We start from the raw sequence: 19,292 nt of genomic DNA on the forward strand, positions 1-19,292 counted from the left end.
TCGCCAAACGACTCCCTGTGGTTATGGGTCCCCGCCTTCGCGGGGACGACAGCGGAGTCTATCGCTGCGAGCGCGCGCATCACCGGCTTGTCTTCGCGCCCGCGATAGCGCAGCATCAAACAATCAAGAAACGGCAGGGACAACGCATGGCGCGCGCGAAGAACGTTCTCTGGATCATGTGCGACCAGCTTCGCTATGACTATCTCGGCTGCACCGGCCATCCCACGCTGAAGACACCGAACATCGACGCCATGGCCAAGCGCGGCGTGCTGTTCACGAAGGCGTATGTGCAATCGCCGATCTGCGGCCCGTCGCGGATGTCGTTCTACACCGGGCGCTACATGCGCTCGCACGGCTCGCACTGGAACGGCTGGCCGCTGCGCGTCGGGGAGCCCACGCTCGGCGATCACCTCAACAAGATCGGCGTGCGCAACGTGCTGGTCGGCAAGACCCACATGGCGCCTGACATCGAAGGCATGAAGGCGCTCGGCATCCCGCCGGAATCGATGATCGGCGTGCATGTCGCCGAATGCGGCTTCGAGCCTTACGAGCGCGACGACGGCCTGCATCCGACCGGACGGCCACGCCCGAAATACGACGAATATCTGCGAAAGCAGGGTTTTGAAGCCACCAATCCCTGGGAGCACTGGGCCAATTCCGGCGCTGCCGAGGATGGCAGCTTGCAGAACGGCTGGCTGCTGGTGCACGCCGACAAGGCCGCGCGCGTGCCAGAAGAGCATTCCGAGACGCCCTACATGACGCGGCGCGCGATGGACTTCATCAGCGAGGCGGAAACGGACGGCCGCCCGTGGTGTTTGCATCTGTCCTACATCAAGCCGCACTGGCCCTATATCGCGCCGGAGCCCTATGCCAGCATGTATTCGACGGATGACATGATCCCGGTGATCCGCTCGGAGCGCGAACGGCAGAATCCGCATCCGGTGTTCGGCGCCTACATGGACATGCGCTATTCCCGCAACATGGCGCGCGACGATGCCCGCGAAAAGGTGATCCCGACCTATATGGGCCTGATCACCCAGATCGACGACCAGATGGGCGTACTGATGAAGTTTTTAGGTGAGCGCGGCCTGCTCGACACCACCATGATCGTGTTCACCTCCGATCATGGCGACTATCTCGGCGATCACTGGATGGGCGAGAAGGACCTGTTCCACGAGCAATCGGCAAAGATCCCGCTGATCATCATCGATCCTTCGCGGGAAGCCGACGCCACGCGCGGCACACGCAGCGACGCGCTGGTCGAGGGAATCGATCTCGCGCCGACCTTCGTCGATTATTTCGGCGGCAAGGTGCCGGGCCACATTCTCGAAGGACGTTCGCTGCTGCCGCTGCTGCGCGGGCGCACGCCATCAGATTGGCGCAAGGTGGCGTTCTCCGAATACGACTATGCCATGCAGGACGTACGGCTGAAGCTGAACCAGCCGATCGAGCGCTGCCGCCTGTTCATGGTGTTCGACGGGCGCTGGAAATACATCCACGCCTCCGGCTTCCGCCCGATGCTGTACGACCTCGAAACCGATCCGGACGAATATCTGGATCGCGGCGACGATCCGGAATGCGCCGGCATCATCGCGCGGCTCCAGGCCGAGCTGTTCGACTGGGCGCTGCATCCTAACGATCATATCACCACACCACGCGAGAAGATCGCCGCCTATGCGGATAGTCAGCTCCAGGTGAAGGGTGGCATCCTGATCGGCATCTGGGACGAGAAAGAGCTCGCGGCGATCAAGGACGGCATCGCCCAGCGCGCGAAGATGTGAAGCAGCCTCTCCCCGCTTGCGGGGAGAGGCCGGAATTTGCGAGAGCAAATTCCGGATGAGGGGGACTCTCCGCGAGTTCAATTGCCAGCGCTTTCGCGGAGACAGCCCCTCACCCCAACCCTCTCCCCGTAAGAACGGGGAGAGGGAGAAGAGGCAGCCTTCAATTCGTGATCTTGTAGCCCGTCGCCTTCACGATCGGCTGCCACAGCGCGGTGTTCGCGGCGAGCTCCTTGGATAGCGCGTCCGCATTGCTGCCGATCGGAATCAGCCCGATCGCCGTCAACTTCTCCTTCACCTCCGGCTTGGCGAGCGCGGCGCTCGCCGCCGCCCCGAGCTTGCTCGCGAACTCCGGCGGGCTGCCGGCGGGAAGCCACATGCCGTACCAGGCGTCGGCAACGAGATCGATGCCGCTCTCCTTCAGCGTGGGCACGTCAGGCGCGAAGGGTGAACGTTCCGCGCTCGCGACCGCGATGATCTTCACGCCCTTGGCGCGGTGCTGCGGCAGCGCGTCCGCCAGCGTGGTGATCCCGAAGGAAATGTGGCCGCCGACGAGGTCGTTAAGGATCGGCGCGCTGCCGCGATAGGGCACGCGGGTCAGGGGAATACCGAGATCCTTCTCGAGCTTGGAGCCGGTGAAATGCGGAATGGTGCCGTTGCTCGGCACTCCGAACGAGGTCTTGTCCGGATGCGATTTCAGCCACGCTACGAACGCTTTGAAATCGGCAGCATCGATGCCCGGGCCGATCACCAGCGCAAACTCGAAGCGCGCCAGCAGCGACACCGGCATGAAATCCCTGGCCGTGTCGAAGCTCGGCGTCGCCTCCACCATTGGCAGCAGATACATGGTCGGCCCTGTCGTCACCAGCACCATGCTGCCGTCGGGGCTCGCGCCTTTCACCGCCTTGATGCCGATCAGGCCGTCGCCGCCGGTGCGGTTCTCGACCACGACGGTCCGCTGCAGCAGCGGAGCCATCTCCTGCGCGAGCAGCCGGCACAGCGTGTCGCCGCCGGCTCCGGCCGCAAACGGGAAGATGATCTTCGTCAGCCCGGCCTGCGCCCGCGCACCACCCGCCTGCGCGAACAGCGACAGGCCGAGGCATCCGGCCATGAATTTGCGGCGATCCATTCGTTTCCTCTTTCGGCCCGTTTATCGTTGATCGCCATTAGAGCCAGACGGACGGCTGACACAAGGCCGACATGCGTCGTTTACCATCCCGGCTGACTTGCGCCGGTCACCGTCCTGCTGCAAAAGCAGGGCTCATCGGCGCCGCCTGTCGCTCCGCCGTCATTCGCATCCAGCGCCAGCACACAAGAGACATGGCCAGCCCCGAACTCAGCCAATTCCGCCGCATCGTCGTCAAGGTCGGCTCAGCGCTGCTGGTGGATTCCGACAGGGGCGAGGTGCGTGCGTCCTGGCTGGCTGCACTGGCCGACGACATGGCCAAGCTGCACAAGGAAGGGCGCGACGTGCTGGTCGTCTCCTCCGGCTCGATCGCACTCGGCCGCAGCCGGCTGAAATTGCCGCGCGGCCCGCTGAAGCTGGAAGAGAGCCAGGCCGCGGCCGCCGTCGGTCAGATCGCGCTGGCGCGAATCTGGTCGGAGGTGCTTGGCGCCCACGGTATCGGCGCCGGCCAGATCCTGGTGACGCTGCAGGACACCGAGGAGCGCCGCCGCTATCTCAACGCGCGCTCCACCATCGGCAAGCTGCTGGAATGGCGCGCGATCCCCGTGATCAACGAGAACGACACGGTGGCGACCACCGAGATCCGCTACGGCGACAATGATCGCCTCGCCGCGCGCGTCGCGACCATGGCGAGCGCCGACTTGCTGGTGCTGCTCTCAGATATCGACGGGCTCTACGATGCCCCGCCGAAGAACAATCCGAACGCAAAACTCATTCCCGTCGTCGACAGCATCTCATCGGAGATCGAGGCGGTGGCCGGCGATGCCGAGTCCGAGCTGTCGCGTGGCGGCATGCGCACCAAGGTCGAGGCCGCCAAGATCGCGACGACCGGTGGCACGCATATGCTGATCGCCTCCGGCAAGATCGAGCATCCCTTGCAGGCGATCGCCGATGGCGGCCGCTGCACCTGGTTCCTGACGCCGGCCAATCCCATCACCTCGCGAAAGCGCTGGATCGCGGGCACGCTGGAGCCGAAGGGCACGCTGACCATCGACGCCGGCGCGGTGACCGCGCTACGGGCCGGGGCCAGCCTGCTGCCGGCCGGCGTGAACAAGGTCGAGGGCCAGTTCGCCCGCGGCGATGCCGTGATCGTGCGCGGCCCCGACGGCAGCGAGGTCGGCCGCGGCCTGATCGCCTATGACGCCGATGATGCCGAGCGGATCAAGGGCCGCTCCTCCCCCGACGTGATGACCATCCTCGGCATCAGCGGCCGCGCGGAGATGATCCACCGGGATGATCTGGTGGTGGGCGGGTAAGGGCCCCGCCCCGCTCGCCGCCGGGAGACCAGTCATACCCTCCCCGCCCTTCGCAAAAGCGGGATTTCCGTGCTAGGACACCGCCTTAGCAGAAGGTTTTGACCCCATGGCCGCCCCCCTCAAAGCCGTTGACGGCAATGCCGATCTTCAGGCGCTGATGTCCGATCTCGGAACCCGTGCCCGCGCTGCCGCGCGCGTGCTGGCGCTGGCGCCGCCGGAGCAGAAGAACCGCGCGCTGGAAGCCATGGAGCGGGCAATCCGCGCCAACTCGGCCGCGATCCTCGCCGCCAATGCGGAGGACGTCGCGGAGGCCCGTGCCGCCGGCAATGCCACCTCCTCCTTCATCGATCGCCTGACGCTGACGCCGGCGCGCATCGAAGGCATGGCCGAAGGCATCGGCATTGTGCGCGGCATCGCCGATCCCATCGGCGTCGTCACCGAGCGCTGGCAGCGGCCGAACGGCATGTCCATCGAGCGCGTGCGCGTGCCGCTCGGCGTCGTCGGCGTGATTTTTGAGAGCCGGCCCAATGTCGCGGCCGATGCCGGCGTGCTGTGCCTGAAGTCGGGCAATGCCGTGATCCTGCGCGGCGGCTCCGACAGTTTCCGCTCGTGCCGCGCCATCCATGAGTGCCTGGTGCAGGGCCTGCGCGAAGCCGGCCTGCCGGAAGCTGCGATCACGCTGGTGCCGACGCGCGACCGCGCAGCGGTCGGCATGATGCTGTCGGGCCTCAACGGCGCCATCGACGTCATCGTGCCGCGCGGGGGCAAGAGCCTCGTCGCGCGGGTCGAGCAGGAGGCGCGCGTGCCTGTCTTCGCGCATCTCGAAGGCGTCAACCACGTCTATATCGATGGCAGCGCCGACCTCGCCATGGCGAAGTCGATCGTGCTCAATGCCAAGATGCGACGCACCGGCGTCTGCGGCGCGGCCGAGACGCTGCTGGTCGATCGTGCCGCCGCTGGCAAGAACCTGAAGCCGCTGGTGGAGATGCTGCTCGATGCCGGCTGCGAGGTGCGCGGTGACGAGGCCGTGCAGAAGGCCGATGCGCGCGTCAAGCCGGCGAGCGAGGAGGATTGGGACACCGAATATCTCGACGCGATCATCGCGGCGAAGGTGGTGGACGGCGTCGACGGCGCGATCGCGCACATCCAGGACCACGGCTCGCATCACACCGATGCCATCGTGAGCGCGGATGAGGCTGCGGCGAGCAAGTTCCTGAGCGAGGTCGATTCCGCGATCGTGCTCCACAACGCCTCGACGCAGTTTGCCGATGGCGGCGAGTTCGGGTTCGGCGCCGAGATCGGCATTGCCACCGGCCGCTTCCACGCCCGCGGCCCGGTCGGCGCCGAGCAATTGACGAGCTTCAAATATCGCGTCCGCGGCACCGGACAGACCCGGCCGTAGACGTCGCGGGGCGCGGGCATTGAGCAACAATCTCGTCGTGCCGCGCTTCGTGGCGCAAGCGGTTCCGCCCTCGACGCCGGGCATGCGCATCGGCCTGCTCGGCGGCTCGTTCAACCCGCCGCATCAGGCGCACCGCGCGATCAGCCGCTTCGCGCTGAAGCGATTGCAGCTCGATCGCGTCTGGTGGCTGGTTACGCCGGGCAATCCGCTCAAGGAGAACGGCACGCTGCACGAGCTCGGCGAGCGCATGCAGGCCGCGCGCGAGGTCGCCGATGATCCGCGCATCGAGGTGAGCTGTCTCGAATCCGTCATTCGCACCCGCTATACTATCGACACGATCAACACCTTGCGCCGCCGCTTCCCTGGCTTGCGCTTCGTCTGGATCATGGGCGCCGACAATCTCGCTCAATTCCATCGTTGGCAGGACTGGCGGCGCATCGCCGCCCAGGTGCCGATGGCCGTGATCGATCGCCCCCCGCAGAGTTTTCGCGCGCTCGGCTCGCCCGCGGCCCAGGCGTTATCGCGCTACCGTCTGCCCGAGAACAAGGCCGTCCAGCTTGCAGATCGGCCGGCACCGGCCTGGGTGTTCCTGACCGGATTGAAGCTGAATCTGTCCTCGACCGGCCTACGGAACCCGGACGGGAGCTGGAAAGGTACGAAGTGAGACGAAGTGTGCCGACCTGGTGGGGATTTCGGTCTCTCTGGCATATTGAAACCCTTAACCCCACATGATGTAGTGTAACCAGTGGGCGCCCGGATTCGGCGTTCGCGATACAGTGAAAGGAATGGTCCCTGACCGCATCTGTATTGTCCAAGTCTGTTTTACCCAAGGTTGCCAAGCCTACGCGTAAAACATCGACCAAAGCTGCGGCCTTGAAGGCGCAACCCGACGCCGACAAGACGCTGAGCCTGATCCTCTCCCGCCTCGAGGACATGAAGGCGGAAGAGACGGTCACCATCGACCTTCGCGGCAAATCGGCGTACTCCGACTACATGATCGTCACCACCGGCCGGGTGAACCGGCACGTCGGCGCGATCGCGGAAAACGTCACCAAGAGCCTCAAGGAAAACGGCATCAAAAACATCCATGTCGAGGGCTTGCCCAATTGCGACTGGGTGCTGATCGATTCCGGCGACGTGATCGTGCACGTGTTCAGACCCGAGGTCCGCGAGTTCTACAACCTCGAGCGGTTGTACACGCAGGGCCCAGGGGCGGCGAAGGCGATCTAGGCTCAACTGGCCGATTTCGAATCGGCTGACGCGCATGCTAGCGTCGTGCGCGCGCCTGTTGCGCGCGGTCTCGTCAACGCGACTCCTAAAATCATGCGTGTTGCTGTCATTGCGGTGGGCCGGCTGAAGCAGGGCCCCGAACGGGAGCTTGCAGACCGCTATTTCGAGCGGTTCGAGGAGGCTGGCCGCAAGCTTGGATTCCGCGAGCTCGGCATCCACGAAATTCCCGAAAGCCGCGCGCGCGACGCCGCGACACGGATGGCCGAAGAGGCCGCGGCGATCTCGGCGCATATTCCTGATAAGGCGATCCTGGTGGCGCTGGACGAGCGCGGCCAGAATCTCGAGTCCACCGTATTCGCACGGCATCTGGCGCGCTGGCGCGACGAGGGCGCCGGACATACTATTTTCGTGATCGGAGGGGCGGACGGACTTTCGCCCGAATTGCGCCGTAAGGCCAAGCTCGCGATCGCGTTCGGCTCTGCGACCTGGCCGCACCAAATGGTCCGCGTCATGCTTCTGGAACAGCTGTATCGGGCCGCCACCATCCTGGCCGGCCATCCCTATCACCGCGCGTGATGCGCGCCACAACGAGCACCTTTGCCGACACGATGCGAGCGCCGCTCCTCAACCTGCTGCTGATCACCGGCCTTGCCGGCGCAAGCCTCTTCGCCGAAGAAAGCCTCGCGCAAGCCCAGACGCAAGGTCAGACAGTTGCGCCGTCGCCGCAGACTGCCGCCGTCTCGCCCGATGCGATCAAGCAGCGCGAGCAGGAGCTGGAGGCCGCGCGCGCGAGGCAACGAAGCGCGGAAGAAGCGCAGGCCAAGCTGAAGGCCGAGATCACCGCGCTCGGCCAGGACCGCACCCAGCTCAATCAGCAGCTGATCGACACCGCCGCCAATGTGCGCGCCGTGGAAACCAAGATCGACGAGGCCGAGGCGCGGCTGCGAACGCTGAACGGCCGCGAGCAGCAGATGCGCGCTTCGCTGGATTCGCGCCGTGCCGACATCGTCGAGGTGCTGGCGGCCTTGCAGCGCGCCGGCCGGCGCACGCCGCCGGCGCTGCTGGTGCGGCCCGAAGATGCGCTGCAATCCTTGCGCACCGCGATGCTGCTTGGCGCCGTCGTGCCGGAATTGCGCGGCCGCGCCGAGAAGATCGCAGGCGAGCTCGGCGAGCTCGTGGCCTTGCGCAGGACCATTGCCACCGAGCGCGATCAGCTCGCCTCCGACCGCGACAAGGTCCGCAATGACCAGGCCCGGCTCACCGCCCTGATCGAGGAACGGCAGCGTCAGCAGTCCGCGCGGGAAAAAGACCTCGATGCCGAAAGCGCGCGCGCGATCGCGCTGTCAAGGCAGGTCGGCGATCTCCAGGGGCTGATCGCCAAGATGGAGCAGGATCTGCAAACCGCCGCCAGGGCGGCCGAGAAGGCTGCCGAGGCCGCAAGGCAGGCCGAGGCCAAGGAGGCCAAACTGGCGGCGGCAAACGCGGCCGCCAGCGCCAAACAGGGCCCGGGCGCGTTCAAGGACAAGTCCCGCACCACCCCGGCGATCGCCTTCGCTTCGGCCAAGGGCCTCCTGCCGTTTCCGGTTAACGGTAACAAGATCAGGGACTTTGGCGGTTCCGACGGGGTCGGCGGCGTCCAGAAGGGCATTTCGCTGGCGACCAAGCCCGGCGCCCAGGTCACGACGCCGTGTGATGGCTGGGTTGTGTATGCCGGCCCATTCCGCAGCTATGGACAACTCTTGATCCTAAACGCCGGGGGCGGGTATCATGTCCTGATCGCCGGGATGGAGCGCATTTCGGTCAACATCGGCCAGTTTGTGCTCACGGGGGAGCCGGTCGCGACCATGGGGTCGACCTCTCAGGTCGCTTCCATTCTCGCCACCAATGCGAGTCAACCTGTGCTGTATGTCGAGTTCCGTAAAGACGGCACTCCAATCGATCCAGGCCCATGGTGGGCCGCAAATGAAGGCGAGAAGGTTCGCGGATGATGCGCAAGACTTCAGTAATCCTCCTCAGCGCCGCCACCGGTGCAGCGCTGACGCTGTTCGTGACCCAGCCGCGCGCGGTGTTCATGGGCTCCAGCGCGCGAGCCGCCACCGCGGACACCTATCGCCAGCTCAACCTGTTCGGCGACGTGTTCGAGCGCGTGCGCTCCGATTATGTCGAGAAGCCCGATGACACCAAGCTGATCGAATCCGCCATCAGCGGCATGCTTACCGGCCTCGATCCGCACTCGAGCTACATGGACGCGAAGAGCTTCCGCGACATGCAGGTGCAGACCCGCGGCGAGTTCGGCGGCCTCGGCATCGAGGTCACGATGGAGGACGGCCTGATCAAGGTGGTCTCGCCGATCGACGACACGCCCGCCTCGCGGGCCGGCGTCATGGCCAACGACATCATCACCAATCTCGACGACGAGGCGGTGCAGGGCCTGACCCTGAACCAGGCGGTCGAGAAGATGCGCGGTCCAGTCAACACCAAGATCAAGCTCAAGATCATCCGCAAGGGCCAGGACAATCCGCTCGACGTCACGTTGGTGCGCGACAACATCCGCGTCCGCTCGGTGCGCGCGCGCGTCGAGCAGGATGACATCGGCTATATCCGCATCACCACCTTCAACGAGCAGACCACCGAAGGCCTGAAGCGCGAGATCGGCAACCTCACGAACCAGATCGGCGGCGACAAGCTCAAGGGCTTCATCATCGACCTCCGCAACAATCCGGGCGGCCTGCTCGAGGAAGCGGTCACCGTCTCCGACTCGTTCCTCGAGAAGGGCGAGATCGTCTCGACCCGCGGCCGCAATGCCGAGGAGACCCAGCGCCGCGCCGCGCATACGGGCGACCTGACCAAGGGCAGGCCGGTCATCGTGCTGGTCAATGGCGGCTCGGCCTCGGCGTCGGAAATCGTCGCCGGCGCGCTGCAGGACCACAAGCGCGCGACCATCGTCGGCACGCGCTCGTTCGGCAAGGGCTCGGTGCAGACCATCATTCCGCTCGGCAGCGGCAACGGCGCGCTGCGGCTGACCACCGCGCGCTATTACACGCCGTCGGGCAAGTCGATCCAGGCCAAGGGCATCGTGCCCGATATCGAAGTGCTCCAGGACGTGCCGGACGAGCTGAAGTCGCGCACCGACACCAAGGGTGAGGCTTCGCTGCGCGGCCACCTCAAGAACGACGGCGACGAGAAGACGGGCTCGCAGTCCTACGTCCCGCCGGACGCCAAGGACGACAAGGCGCTCAAGCTCGCCGGCGACCTGCTCCACGGCATCAAGAACAGCGCCTCCGCGGCGCCGACGCCCGGCAACGACAACAAGGCGGCGACCGACAAGGCCAAAGCGGCGAACTAGGTCGGCGTATCACGCGATCCAGCGAAAGGGCGGCTTCCCGAAGCCGCCCTTTTTGCTTGGGAACTGCTGCTGCCTCCGGCCTATCCCGGCCTGCCGCCGCTTGACCTCGGCGTGGTATCGTCGGCTGGAGTGATTCGGGATCGCGCATGACTGAAACGGCCGATGATCTGAGCGCCCCGCTCGGACAGGATAAGCCGCGCCGCAAACGGCGGCTGCGGCTGCCGTTCACGTCTATGCAGCTGCTGGCTGTTCTGCTCGGCCTGTTCCTGGTTACCTTTGCCGGCTTCGCCATCTTCAACAAGGACCCGCTCGGCGGTGAGCCGATGAGCCGGATCGCGATCAACCAGCTCAGGCCGGCCGAGAAGGCCACGGACGACAAGTCTGCCATCGGCCAAGGCCAGGAAACCAAGCACGAGACCAAGGAAGCGCCGAAGCAGGCCGCGCCCGGCGAGCAGAAGACCATCACCATGATCGACGGCTCCACCGGCGCCCGCCGCGACGTGGTGATCGGCGGGGGCGATGCCGCCGACAAGGGCGAGGCTGCATCCGCCCCGCCGCCCGTCATGACCGGGATCAATCCGAAGCTGCTGGAGAAATCGCGCTACGGCATGATCCCGGTGGTCGCCGACGGGCTGAGGCCGTTCAACGTCTATGCGGCGGACGCCGACCGCGCCAAGGCCGCCAAGATGCCGGTGGTCGCGATCGTGATCGGCGGCCTCGGCGTCGGCGCCGCCAAGACCCTGGACGCCATCATGAAGCTGCCGCCGGCGGTGACGCTGGCCTTCACGCCCTACGGCTCCGACCCCGGCAAGCTCGCCGAGCGGGCGCGGGCGCAGCGCCACGAGATCTTCCTCCAGATCCCGATGGAGCCCTACGACTTCCCCGACAACGATCCGGGGCCGCAGACGCTGCTGACCTCGCTCAGCCCCGACCAGAACATGGACCGCCTGTACTGGCACCTCAGCCGGATGCAGGGCTATGCCGGCCTCACCAATTTCATGGGCGCCCGCTTCATCGCCACGGAGCCGGCGATGCAGCCGATCATCCGCGAGGCGGCCAAGCGCGGGCTCGGCTTCTTCGACGACGGCTCCTCGCCCCGCAGCATCGCGCCCCAGGCCGCGGCGAACCAGGCCGTGCCGTTCGGCAAGGGCGATATCGCCATCGACGCGGTGCCGACGGCGACCGAGATCGACCGCGCCCTCAACAAGCTGGAATCGGCGGCGCGCGAGCGCGGCATCGCCGTCGGCACGGCCTCCGCCCTGCCCGTCTCGATCGAGCGCATCAGCGCCTGGACCAAGACATTGGGCGACCGAGGTATCCTTTTGGTGCCATTGACAACCGCGATGCTGAAATCAAAATCCAGCTAAATCAACGAATTGGTTCGGCGCGGGTCTCGCGGGGCCGGCATGCCTTCCCAAGAAGCAGGCAAGAGGTCTGGCGGAATGGCGCGTTACGAGGATCTGCCCTACCGGACCTGTGTCGGCGTGATGCTGATCAATCCAAAGGGACTGGTGTTCATCGGCCGCCGCGCCGGCGGCATTGAGCATGTCGACGACACCCATGTCTGGCAGATGCCGCAGGGCGGGGTCGATCCCGGCGAGGACACCTGGGAAGCGGCTAAGCGCGAGCTCTACGAGGAGACCAGCGTGCGCTCGGTCGAGCGGCTCGGCGAGGTCCCGGACTGGCTCACCTATGACATTCCGCGCACCGTTGCCGGGCGCGCCTGGAAGGGCCGCTACCGCGGCCAGCGCCAGAAATGGTACGCGGTGCGCTTCACCGGCAAGGACAGCGAGATCAACGTCGAGCATCCCGGCGGCGGCGGCCACAAGGCGGAATTCGTGAGCTGGCGCTGGGAGTCGATGAAGAATCTCCCTGAGTTGATCATCCCGTTCAAGCGCCCAGTCTATGAGCGCGTGGTGCAGGAATTTTCTGCGCTGGCGGAGGGGTGATCAGATCACCTGTCGCGGCTCGCTCGGTCGTCATCCCCGCGAAGGCGGGGATCCATACTCCCAGGCAGAAGCTGTGCGAAGGATCGCAGCCACGGCCTTTCAACCCATTGTGGCCTGTGGTTATGGATTCTCAGGTGCGCAATTGCGCACCAGAGCTCGCGCTTCGCGCGCCCCGGAATGACGAGAGAAGGTTACGCGTGACGACCCACAAACCCTACCGCCCGAACGTCGGCATCGCGCTGTTCAACGCCGACGGCCGCGTGCTGATCGGCCATCGCTTCAAGGGTGACGGACCCGAGATCATCCTGCCGGGGCTCGACTGGCAGATGCCGCAGGGCGGCGTCGACGAGGGCGAGAACCTGCGTGATGCGGCGATGCGCGAGCTGTGGGAGGAGACCAACGTCGTCAGTGCCGACTATCTCGGCGAGACCGACTGGTTCACCTATGAATTCCCGCCTTACGACGGACCGCAGACGCACCGGCTGGCGAAATTTCGCGGCCAGCGTCAGAAATGGTTCGCGCTGCGCTTCACCGGCACGGACGACGAGATCGATCCGCTGACGCCGCGCAACGGCCAGCCCGCCGAGTTCGACGCCTGGCGCTGGGAGCGCCTCGGCCGTGTCGCCGACCTCGTGGTGCCGTTCCGCCGCGAGGTCTACCGCGCGGTGGCACAGGAGTTTGCGCACCTCGCCGACTGAACTCTCGAAAACAACCCCATGCACAGTAGCGAAGTGTCTGACGCGCCGCGATAAAATAGGCGACAGCGCCAACGATAGCGCAATAAAGTTTCAGCGCCCGCCACGACCGTGACGAGCGCTGAAACTGTTCAGGAATTTGGAGATCGAGCCCCGGAGCGGTGCCCCGGGGCTTAGTGCATAGCCGTGGCGTTGAGCTGATGCTGGATACTCTTGAAGTGGTCGAGCCGCTCGATGGCCTGATCGAGCTCGGTGCCTTCGTGCTCCTTCAAGTTCTCTTCCATCTCCGCGATCGTCTCGGCGAACTGGACACGGTCGAGCTCGTCCAGCGAGGTCGCGACGTCGGCGAGCACGGTGAGGCCCTTTTCGGAGACTTCGGCAAGGCCGCCGAGCACGATGATCTTCTCGTGGCGGCCGCCGGTGGTGACGGTGAGAATGCCGGGCCGGATCGCAGCCACGACCGGCGCATGCCCCGCCAGCACGCCGAAATCACCCTCGGCGCCGGGGATGTCGACCTGATCGACCTCACCCGAGAAGGCGAGCTTTTCCGGAGAGACGAGATCGAAATGGAAGGTGGCCATGGGAAACCTTGCGAATGGTGAGTAGCGAATGGCGAGTGGCGAAGAGAGCAGCGCGTCTATTCGCTACTCCCTATTCGCCATTCGCACCTTAGGCCGCTTCCGCCGCCAGCTTCTTGCCCTTTTCGACAGCCTCTTCGATGGTGCCGACCATGTAGAAGGCAGCTTCCGGCAGGTGGTCGTACTTGCCTTCGACCAGGCCCTTGAAGCCCTTGATGGTGTCGGCGAGATCCACGAACTTGCCCGGCGAACCCGTGAAGATTTCGGCGACGTGGAACGGCTGCGACAGGAAGCGCTCGATCTTGCGGGCGCGGGCCACCGTCAGCTTGTCCTCTTCCGAAAGCTCGTCCATGCCGAGAATGGCGATGATGTCCTGGAGCGACTTGTAGCGCTGCAGCACCTGCTGGACCTGACGGGCGACGGTGTAGTGCTCCTCGCCGACGACCAGCGGCGAGAGCATGCGCGAGGTCGAGTCGAGCGGGTCCACCGCCGGATAGATGCCCTTTTCCGAGATCGCGCGCGACAGCACCGTGGTGGCGTCCAAGTGCGCGAACGAGGTCGCGGGCGCCGGGTCGGTCAAGTCGTCGGCCGGCACGTAGATGGCCTGCACCGAGGTGATCGAGCCCTTTTGCGTGGTGGTGATGCGCTCCTGCAGCGCGCCCATGTCGGTCGCGAGCGTCGGCTGATAACCCACCGCCGAAGGAATACGGCCGAGCAGCGCCGACACTTCCGAACCCGCTTGCGTGAAGCGGAAGATGTTGTCGACGAAGAACAGCACGTCCTGGCCCTGGTCGCGGAAGTGCTCGGCAACGGTCAGACCGGTCAGGCCGACGCGGGCGCGGGCGCCCGGCGGCTCGTTCATCTGACCGAACACGAGAGCGCATTTCGACTTCACGCTCGGATCCGGATTGTGCGGATCGGCGTTGACCTTGGACTCGATGAACTCGTGGTAGAGGTCGTTGCCCTCGCGGGTACGCTCGCCGACGCCGGCGAACACGGAGTAACCGCCGTGCGCCTTGGCGACGTTGTTGATCAGCTCCTGAATCAGCACGGTCTTGCCCACGCCGGCGCCGCCGAACAGGCCGATCTTGCCGCCCTTCGCATACGGAGCGAGCAGATCGACGACCTTGATGCCGGTGACGAGAATTTCGGCTTCGGTCGACTGGTCGGTATAGGTCGGCGCTTCCTGGTGGATGGCGCGCGTGCCTTCCGACTTGATCGGGCCGGCCTCGTCGATCGGCTCGCCGATGACGTTCATGATGCGGCCCAGCGTACCGTCACCCACGGGAACCGAAATCGGCTGACCGGTGTCGGTCACTTCCTGGCCGCGCACCAGACCTTCGGTGGCGTCCATCGCGATGGTGCGGACGGTCGACTCGCCGAGATGCTGCGCGACTTCCAGCACCAGGCGGTTGTTGCCGTTCTTGGTCTCGAGCGAGTTGAGAATGGCCGGCAGGTGGCCTTCGAACTGCACGTCGACGACAGCGCCCATGACCTGGGTAACGCGACCGATCTGTGTGGCTACTGTAGCCATTTACTGTCTCCTTCGATCCGAATTTCGTGTCCGGTCAGACTGCTTCTGCGCCGGAGATGATTTCGATGAGTTCCTTGGTGATCTGAGCCTGACGCGTGCGGTTGTAGACCAGCGTCTGCTTGCGGATCATTTCGCCGGCGTTGCGCGTGGCGTTGTCCATCGCGCTCATCTGCGCGCCGTAGAACGAGGCGTTGTTCTCGAGCAGGGCGCGGAAGATCTGCACGGCGAGATTGCGCGGCAACAGCCGCGTGAGGATCTCGTCCTCTTCCGGCTCGTATTCGTACGACGTCGTGTTGGCGGCACCGCCCTCCTCGATGACCAGCGGGATGACCTGCTGGGCGGTCGGGATCTGCGCGATCACCGACTTGAATTGCGAGTAGAACAGCGTGCAGACGTCGAATTCGCCGTTGTCGAAGCGCGCCAGAACCTTCTTGGCGATCTCCTCGGCGTTGACGAAGCCGAGCTGGCGGACGCTGCGCAGGTCCATGTGCTCGACGATCTGCTTGTCGAACTGGCGGCGGAGCTGCTCGTAACCCTTGCGGCCGACGCAGAAGAATTTCACCTCCTTGCCCTGCGCAGCGAGCGCCAGAGCGCGCTCGCGGGCGAGACGCACGATCGAGGAGTTGAAGGCGCCGGACAGGCCGCGCTCGCCGGTGCAGACCAGCAGCAGATGAACCTGGTCTCGGCCGGTGCCGGCCAGCAGCACCGGTGCGCCGGGCGAGCCGACCGCGGCGCTGGCGATGTTGGAGATCACCGCGCTCATCTTGTCGGCATAGGGACGCGCCGCTTCCGCGGCGGTCTGCGCGCGGCGCAGCTTGGAGGCCGCGACCATCTGCATGGCCTTGGTGATCTTTTGCGTCGCCTTGGTGGAGGCGATGCGGACGCGCATGTCTTTAAGTGACGCCATTCTTCGTCCCCAGCGATCAGCCTGCGGCTCGACCGCGACCCTATCCTTTCGTCATACCCGGGCGTGTCCCGGGCATCCACGTTCTCCGTCTTCCACGCACAAGACGTGGATGGCCGGGACTTCAGTTGCGAAGACGCGCTTCGCGCTTTGGCCCGGCCATGACGGCCTTCTTACGAGAAAGACTTCGCGAAGCCCTCGACCACCGACTTCAGCTTGGCAGCGGTATCGTCGGAGAGATCGCGGCTGTCGCGAATCGCGTTGAGGATGTCGGCGTGCTTGCCGCGCAGCAGCGAGAGCAGGCCGTCCTCGAACGCGCGCACCTTGTTGAGCGGGAGCGGATCGAGATAGCCGTTGGTGCCGGCCCAGATCACGCAGACCTGCTCTTCCATCTTCAGCGGCGAGAACTGCGGCTGCTTGAGCAGCTCGGTGAGGCGCGAGCCGCGGTTGAGCAGGCGCTGGGTCGAGGCGTCGAGGTCGGAGCCGAACTGCGCGAACGCCGCCATTTCGCGGTACTGCGCGAGCTCGCCCTTGATCTTGCCGGCGACCTTCTTGGTGGCCTTGGTCTGCGCCGACGAACCGACGCGCGACACCGACAGACCGACGTTCACGGCAGGACGGATGCCCTGGAAGAACAGGTCGGTTTCCAGGAAGATCTGGCCGTCGGTGATCGAGATGACGTTGGTCGGGATGTAAGCCGACACGTCGTTGGCCTGGGTTTCGATGACAGGCAGCGCCGTCAGCGAGCCCGAGCCCATGTCCTTGTTCAGCTTCGCCGCGCGCTCGAGCAGGCGGGAGTGCAGATAGAACACGTCGCCGGGATAGGCTTCGCGGCCCGGCGGGCGGCGCAGCAGCAGCGACATCTGACGGTAGGCGACGGCCTGCTTGGACAGATCGTCATAGATGATGACCGCGTGCATGCCGTTGTCGCGGAAGTACTCGCCCATGGTGCAGCCGGTAAAGGGCGCGATGTACTGCATCGGCGCCGGATCGGAGGCGGTGGCGGCGACGACGATCGAGTATTCGAGCGCGCCCTGCTCTTCCAGCACCTTCACGAACTGGGCGACGGTCGAACGCTTCTGGCCGACCGCGACGTAGACGCAGTACAGCTTGATGTTCTCGTCCGGCTGCGCGTTGAGCGGCTTCTGGTTCAGGATGGTGTCGAGCGCGATCGCGGTCTTGCCGGTCTGGCGGTCGCCGATGATCAACTCGCGCTGGCCGCGGCCGATCGGGATCAGGGCGTCGATGGCCTTGAGGCCGGTCGCCATCGGCTCGTTCACCGATTTGCGCGGAATGATGCCGGGCGCCTTGACGTCGACGCGCATGCGCTTGTCGGCCTGGATCGGGCCCTTGCCGTCGATGGGGTTGCCGAGCGCGTCGACCACGCGGCCAAGCAGGCCCTTGCCGACCGGCGCGTCCACGATGGCGCGGGTGCGCTTGACGGTCTGGCCTTCCTTGATCTCGCGGTCGGCACCGAAAATAACGACACCGACGTTGTCGGTTTCGAGGTTCAGCGCCATGCCGCGGGTGCCGTTCTCGAACTCGACCATTTCACCGGCCTGGACGTTGTCCAGACCGTAGACGCGGGCGATACCGTCGCCGACGGACAGCACCTGTCCGACTTCGGAGACTTCAGCTTCCTGGCCGAAATTCTTGATCTGGTCCTTGAGGATCGCGGAAATTTCCGCGGCGCGGATGTCCATCAGCCTGCCTCTTTCATCGCGTGCTTGATCGAATTGAGTTTGGTGCGAAGCGAACCATCCACCATGCGGCTGCCCAGCTTGACGACGAGGCCACCGATAATCGAGGGATCGACTTTCACGTTCAGCGCGACGTCCTTGCCGGTCACCGACTTCAGGGCAACCTTGAGGGCATCGAGATTCTTGTCTGAGAGCGCCTCCGCCACCGTGACGTCGGCCGTCGTCTCGCCCTTGAACCGGGCCACGAGGGCGCGGTAGGCGCGGCTGACGTCGGCCACCGCGAACAGGCGGCGGTTGGCGGTCAGCACTTTCAGAAAGTTGGCGGTGATGCCGGCGATGCCCGCCTTGTCCAGCACGGCCGAAAGGGCCTTGGACTGGGCATCGGCGGCGAACACCGGGCTGCGGACGAGGCGCTTGAGATCAGCGCTTTCGTTCAGCAAGGCATCGAATTTATCAAGATCGGCTTTGACCTCGTCGACCACGTTCTGGTCGCGGGCCAGCTCGAACAAGGCCGTTGCATAACGGCCGGACACACCTGAAACGGACGTATCTTCTGCAGCCACAGACGCGCTCTTTTTGCTGTCAAACTCGCAAGGGAAAAACCGTCGCCACGAAGCGGCGCCTAGCGATCCAAGCCCTTGGAATTCAAGCGGGACTTCGATTTCCGACCAGCACGGGAGGTGCCGGGCTCGTTAAAATCGCGGCTTTGCTAACATAGCAGGTGCGCAGGTGCAACATGACGCCAAACTAAAGGCATGAGGTTCTATCGCCAGTTCGTCGCAGCCTTGCAACACATTGCGCGCGGGAGGGCCGACCGAGGCGGCGACCTGCCACGTCACGGAATTCAGCGCCGGCCGTGCCGCGACACCTTCCATTGGTTCCTGCCCCCAGCGCATAGCGGCCATGAACACGGATCGCTTGAGGCGTGAATCCGTTCCCACCGGTTCGACCCGCCGAATACTTATCGAATTCTAAACGCTAGGAGCGATGACTTCGCTTTACAGTATTCGCAAGTAAATTAGAGGTTAATAAATCGTTAAAGGCGAAGATTACGGGATATCGGATGAATATCTCGCGACGGTAACAAGATATTTCATGACGACACATACCGGATTTACTGCCCAATTCACGCCTCATTGGGAATCGAAACGCCAAATCGCTCACAAACTGATGGGGGCTCCACTTGCCACACATGTGGCAATACTAGCTTAGGGACCATTAAATGCTGTCTTTGAAGACGCTGGGCTTTGCGACCCGGCCGCGTACGGCGATTGCTTTCGTCGCCGCAACTCTCCTCGTCGGTGGAACTGCCACCGAAGCTTCCGCCAAATCCCGGCATCACCGGCATCACCACCGCCACCACGCCCAGACCGAGGCCAACGCGACCGCCGATTGGCGCAATGCCAATGCGTCGATGACACCGACCTCCGGCACGGGCCGCAGCTTCTCCGGCATCGCGTCCTTTTACGGCAATGAGTCCGGCAGCAAGACCGCCTCGGGCCAGCGCTTCAACCAGAACGCCATGACCGCGGCGCACCGTTCGCTGCCCTTCGGCACCAAGCTGCGCGTCACCCATGGCAGCCAGAGCGTCATCGTCACCATCAACGACCGCGGCCCGTTCATTCGCGGGCGTGTGCTCGACCTCTCCACGGGTGCCGCCCGCGCCATTGGCCTCACCAGTCGCGGCGTTGGCCGCGTCACCGCGGAAGTCGTCTCCTAAAGGCGCGATCCGCG

Annotated in this window: 18 protein-coding genes; 12 read left to right on the forward strand and 6 right to left on the reverse strand. The window is 65.0% G+C overall.

Annotated elements, in window-relative coordinates:
• The first annotated feature begins 146 nt into the window (after nucleotides 1–146).
• Entirely contained in the window at nucleotides 147–1,781 is a 1,635-nt protein-coding gene (locus I6F37_RS36325; RefSeq protein WP_225154056.1) for an alkaline phosphatase family protein, read from the forward strand.
• A gap of 160 nt (nucleotides 1,782–1,941) precedes the next feature.
• Here I6F37_RS36325 and I6F37_RS36330 read toward each other — a convergent pair whose 3' ends face one another.
• Nucleotides 1,942–2,907 carry a Bug family tripartite tricarboxylate transporter substrate binding protein gene (locus I6F37_RS36330; RefSeq protein ID WP_036008726.1) on the reverse strand — a complete coding sequence of 322 codons (966 nt, stop codon included), beginning with the start codon at nucleotides 2,905–2,907 and terminating at the stop codon, nucleotides 1,942–1,944.
• A gap of 191 nt (nucleotides 2,908–3,098) precedes the next feature.
• Between I6F37_RS36330 and proB the strand changes: the two genes are divergently transcribed.
• From proB to I6F37_RS36380, 10 genes are all read left to right on the forward strand, one after another.
• Complete coding sequence (gene proB / locus I6F37_RS36335; RefSeq protein WP_036008728.1) at nucleotides 3,099–4,220, forward strand: glutamate 5-kinase; 1,122 nt, start codon at nucleotides 3,099–3,101, stop codon at nucleotides 4,218–4,220.
• Between the two features lie 106 nt (nucleotides 4,221–4,326).
• Entirely contained in the window at nucleotides 4,327–5,622 is a 1,296-nt protein-coding gene (locus I6F37_RS36340; protein WP_225148668.1) for a glutamate-5-semialdehyde dehydrogenase, read from the forward strand.
• A gap of 19 nt (nucleotides 5,623–5,641) precedes the next feature.
• The gene (locus tag I6F37_RS36345; RefSeq protein WP_036024650.1) at nucleotides 5,642–6,286 is read left to right on the forward strand and encodes a nicotinate-nucleotide adenylyltransferase; all 645 of its coding nucleotides are present in this window, start codon (nucleotides 5,642–5,644) and stop codon (nucleotides 6,284–6,286) included.
• 209 nt (nucleotides 6,287–6,495) lie between these two features.
• Nucleotides 6,496–6,852 (forward strand): ribosome silencing factor, encoded by a 357-nt coding sequence (gene rsfS / locus I6F37_RS36350; RefSeq protein WP_024338888.1) that lies wholly within the window; start codon nucleotides 6,496–6,498, stop codon nucleotides 6,850–6,852.
• A gap of 93 nt (nucleotides 6,853–6,945) precedes the next feature.
• A complete protein-coding gene (gene rlmH, locus I6F37_RS36355; RefSeq protein WP_036008734.1) occupies nucleotides 6,946–7,428 on the forward strand; it encodes a 23S rRNA (pseudouridine(1915)-N(3))-methyltransferase RlmH in 483 nt (160 codons plus the stop codon).
• Nucleotides 7,429–7,460: 32 nt separating this feature from the next.
• Nucleotides 7,461–8,840, forward strand: a complete 1,380-nt coding sequence (locus I6F37_RS36360; protein WP_225154061.1) for a murein hydrolase activator EnvC — start codon at nucleotides 7,461–7,463, stop codon at nucleotides 8,838–8,840.
• Nucleotides 8,837–10,198, forward strand: a complete 1,362-nt coding sequence (locus tag I6F37_RS36365; RefSeq protein ID WP_036008736.1) for a S41 family peptidase — start codon at nucleotides 8,837–8,839, stop codon at nucleotides 10,196–10,198. Before I6F37_RS36360 ends, I6F37_RS36365 begins: the two co-directional genes overlap by 4 nt.
• A gap of 146 nt (nucleotides 10,199–10,344) precedes the next feature.
• The gene (locus tag I6F37_RS36370) at nucleotides 10,345–11,565 is read left to right on the forward strand and encodes a divergent polysaccharide deacetylase family protein (protein ID WP_074447571.1); all 1,221 of its coding nucleotides are present in this window, start codon (nucleotides 10,345–10,347) and stop codon (nucleotides 11,563–11,565) included.
• 75 nt (nucleotides 11,566–11,640) lie between these two features.
• Complete coding sequence (locus I6F37_RS36375; RefSeq protein ID WP_036024645.1) at nucleotides 11,641–12,147, forward strand: RNA pyrophosphohydrolase; 507 nt, start codon at nucleotides 11,641–11,643, stop codon at nucleotides 12,145–12,147.
• Between the two features lie 197 nt (nucleotides 12,148–12,344).
• The gene (locus I6F37_RS36380; RefSeq protein ID WP_036024643.1) at nucleotides 12,345–12,845 is read left to right on the forward strand and encodes an RNA pyrophosphohydrolase; all 501 of its coding nucleotides are present in this window, start codon (nucleotides 12,345–12,347) and stop codon (nucleotides 12,843–12,845) included.
• A gap of 170 nt (nucleotides 12,846–13,015) precedes the next feature.
• On the opposite strand, the gene I6F37_RS36385 is transcribed toward I6F37_RS36380, so the two are convergent.
• The 5 genes from I6F37_RS36385 to I6F37_RS36405 all read right to left on the reverse strand — a co-directional run bounded on the left by I6F37_RS36385 (nucleotide 13,016) and on the right by I6F37_RS36405 (nucleotide 18,121).
• Nucleotides 13,016–13,423, reverse strand: coding sequence for a F0F1 ATP synthase subunit epsilon (locus I6F37_RS36385; protein WP_036008748.1), 408 nt, complete (start codon nucleotides 13,421–13,423; stop codon nucleotides 13,016–13,018).
• An 88-nt stretch (nucleotides 13,424–13,511) separates the two neighbouring features.
• Complete coding sequence (gene atpD, locus I6F37_RS36390) at nucleotides 13,512–14,954, reverse strand: F0F1 ATP synthase subunit beta (protein ID WP_225130761.1); 1,443 nt, start codon at nucleotides 14,952–14,954, stop codon at nucleotides 13,512–13,514.
• Nucleotides 14,955–14,988: 34 nt separating this feature from the next.
• Entirely contained in the window at nucleotides 14,989–15,861 is an 873-nt protein-coding gene (locus I6F37_RS36395; protein ID WP_225114554.1) for a F0F1 ATP synthase subunit gamma, read from the reverse strand.
• A 170-nt stretch (nucleotides 15,862–16,031) separates the two neighbouring features.
• Nucleotides 16,032–17,561 (reverse strand): F0F1 ATP synthase subunit alpha, encoded by a 1,530-nt coding sequence (atpA, locus tag I6F37_RS36400; RefSeq protein ID WP_057026554.1) that lies wholly within the window; start codon nucleotides 17,559–17,561, stop codon nucleotides 16,032–16,034.
• Nucleotides 17,561–18,121: a F0F1 ATP synthase subunit delta gene (locus I6F37_RS36405; protein WP_109141817.1), complete on the reverse strand. Its 561-nt coding sequence runs from the start codon at nucleotides 18,119–18,121 to the stop codon at nucleotides 17,561–17,563. The genes atpA and I6F37_RS36405 overlap by 1 nt, the downstream gene beginning before the upstream one ends.
• Before the next feature lie 659 nt (nucleotides 18,122–18,780).
• Here I6F37_RS36405 and I6F37_RS36410 point away from each other — a divergent pair.
• Nucleotides 18,781–19,278: a septal ring lytic transglycosylase RlpA family protein gene (locus I6F37_RS36410; protein ID WP_225141879.1), complete on the forward strand. Its 498-nt coding sequence runs from the start codon at nucleotides 18,781–18,783 to the stop codon at nucleotides 19,276–19,278.
• Nucleotides 19,279–19,292: the final 14 nt, after the last annotated feature.

The sequence above is a fragment of the Bradyrhizobium sp. NBAIM08 genome (assembly GCF_020193935.1).
Lineage (GTDB): Bacteria > Pseudomonadota > Alphaproteobacteria > Rhizobiales > Xanthobacteraceae > Bradyrhizobium > Bradyrhizobium yuanmingense.

Coding starts and splice junctions, on each gene's coding strand:
- atpA (WP_057026554.1), bottom strand. CDS start 17,561: ATGGACATCCGCGCCGCGGAAATTTCCGCGATCCTCAAGGACCAGATC.
- I6F37_RS36375 (WP_036024645.1), top strand. CDS start 11,641: ATGGCGCGTTACGAGGATCTGCCCTACCGGACCTGTGTCGGCGTGATG.
- I6F37_RS36410 (WP_225141879.1), top strand. CDS start 18,781: ATGCTGTCTTTGAAGACGCTGGGCTTTGCGACCCGGCCGCGTACGGCG.
- I6F37_RS36360 (WP_225154061.1), top strand. CDS start 7,461: ATGCGAGCGCCGCTCCTCAACCTGCTGCTGATCACCGGCCTTGCCGGC.
- I6F37_RS36395 (WP_225114554.1), bottom strand. CDS start 15,861: ATGGCGTCACTTAAAGACATGCGCGTCCGCATCGCCTCCACCAAGGCG.
- I6F37_RS36325 (WP_225154056.1), top strand. CDS start 147: ATGGCGCGCGCGAAGAACGTTCTCTGGATCATGTGCGACCAGCTTCGC.
- I6F37_RS36385 (WP_036008748.1), bottom strand. CDS start 13,423: ATGGCCACCTTCCATTTCGATCTCGTCTCTCCGGAAAAGCTCGCCTTC.
- proB (WP_036008728.1), top strand. CDS start 3,099: ATGGCCAGCCCCGAACTCAGCCAATTCCGCCGCATCGTCGTCAAGGTC.
- I6F37_RS36340 (WP_225148668.1), top strand. CDS start 4,327: ATGGCCGCCCCCCTCAAAGCCGTTGACGGCAATGCCGATCTTCAGGCG.
- I6F37_RS36330 (WP_036008726.1), bottom strand. CDS start 2,907: ATGGATCGCCGCAAATTCATGGCCGGATGCCTCGGCCTGTCGCTGTTC.
- rlmH (WP_036008734.1), top strand. CDS start 6,946: ATGCGTGTTGCTGTCATTGCGGTGGGCCGGCTGAAGCAGGGCCCCGAA.
- I6F37_RS36365 (WP_036008736.1), top strand. CDS start 8,837: ATGATGCGCAAGACTTCAGTAATCCTCCTCAGCGCCGCCACCGGTGCA.
- atpD (WP_225130761.1), bottom strand. CDS start 14,954: ATGGCTACAGTAGCCACACAGATCGGTCGCGTTACCCAGGTCATGGGC.
- I6F37_RS36370 (WP_074447571.1), top strand. CDS start 10,345: ATGACTGAAACGGCCGATGATCTGAGCGCCCCGCTCGGACAGGATAAG.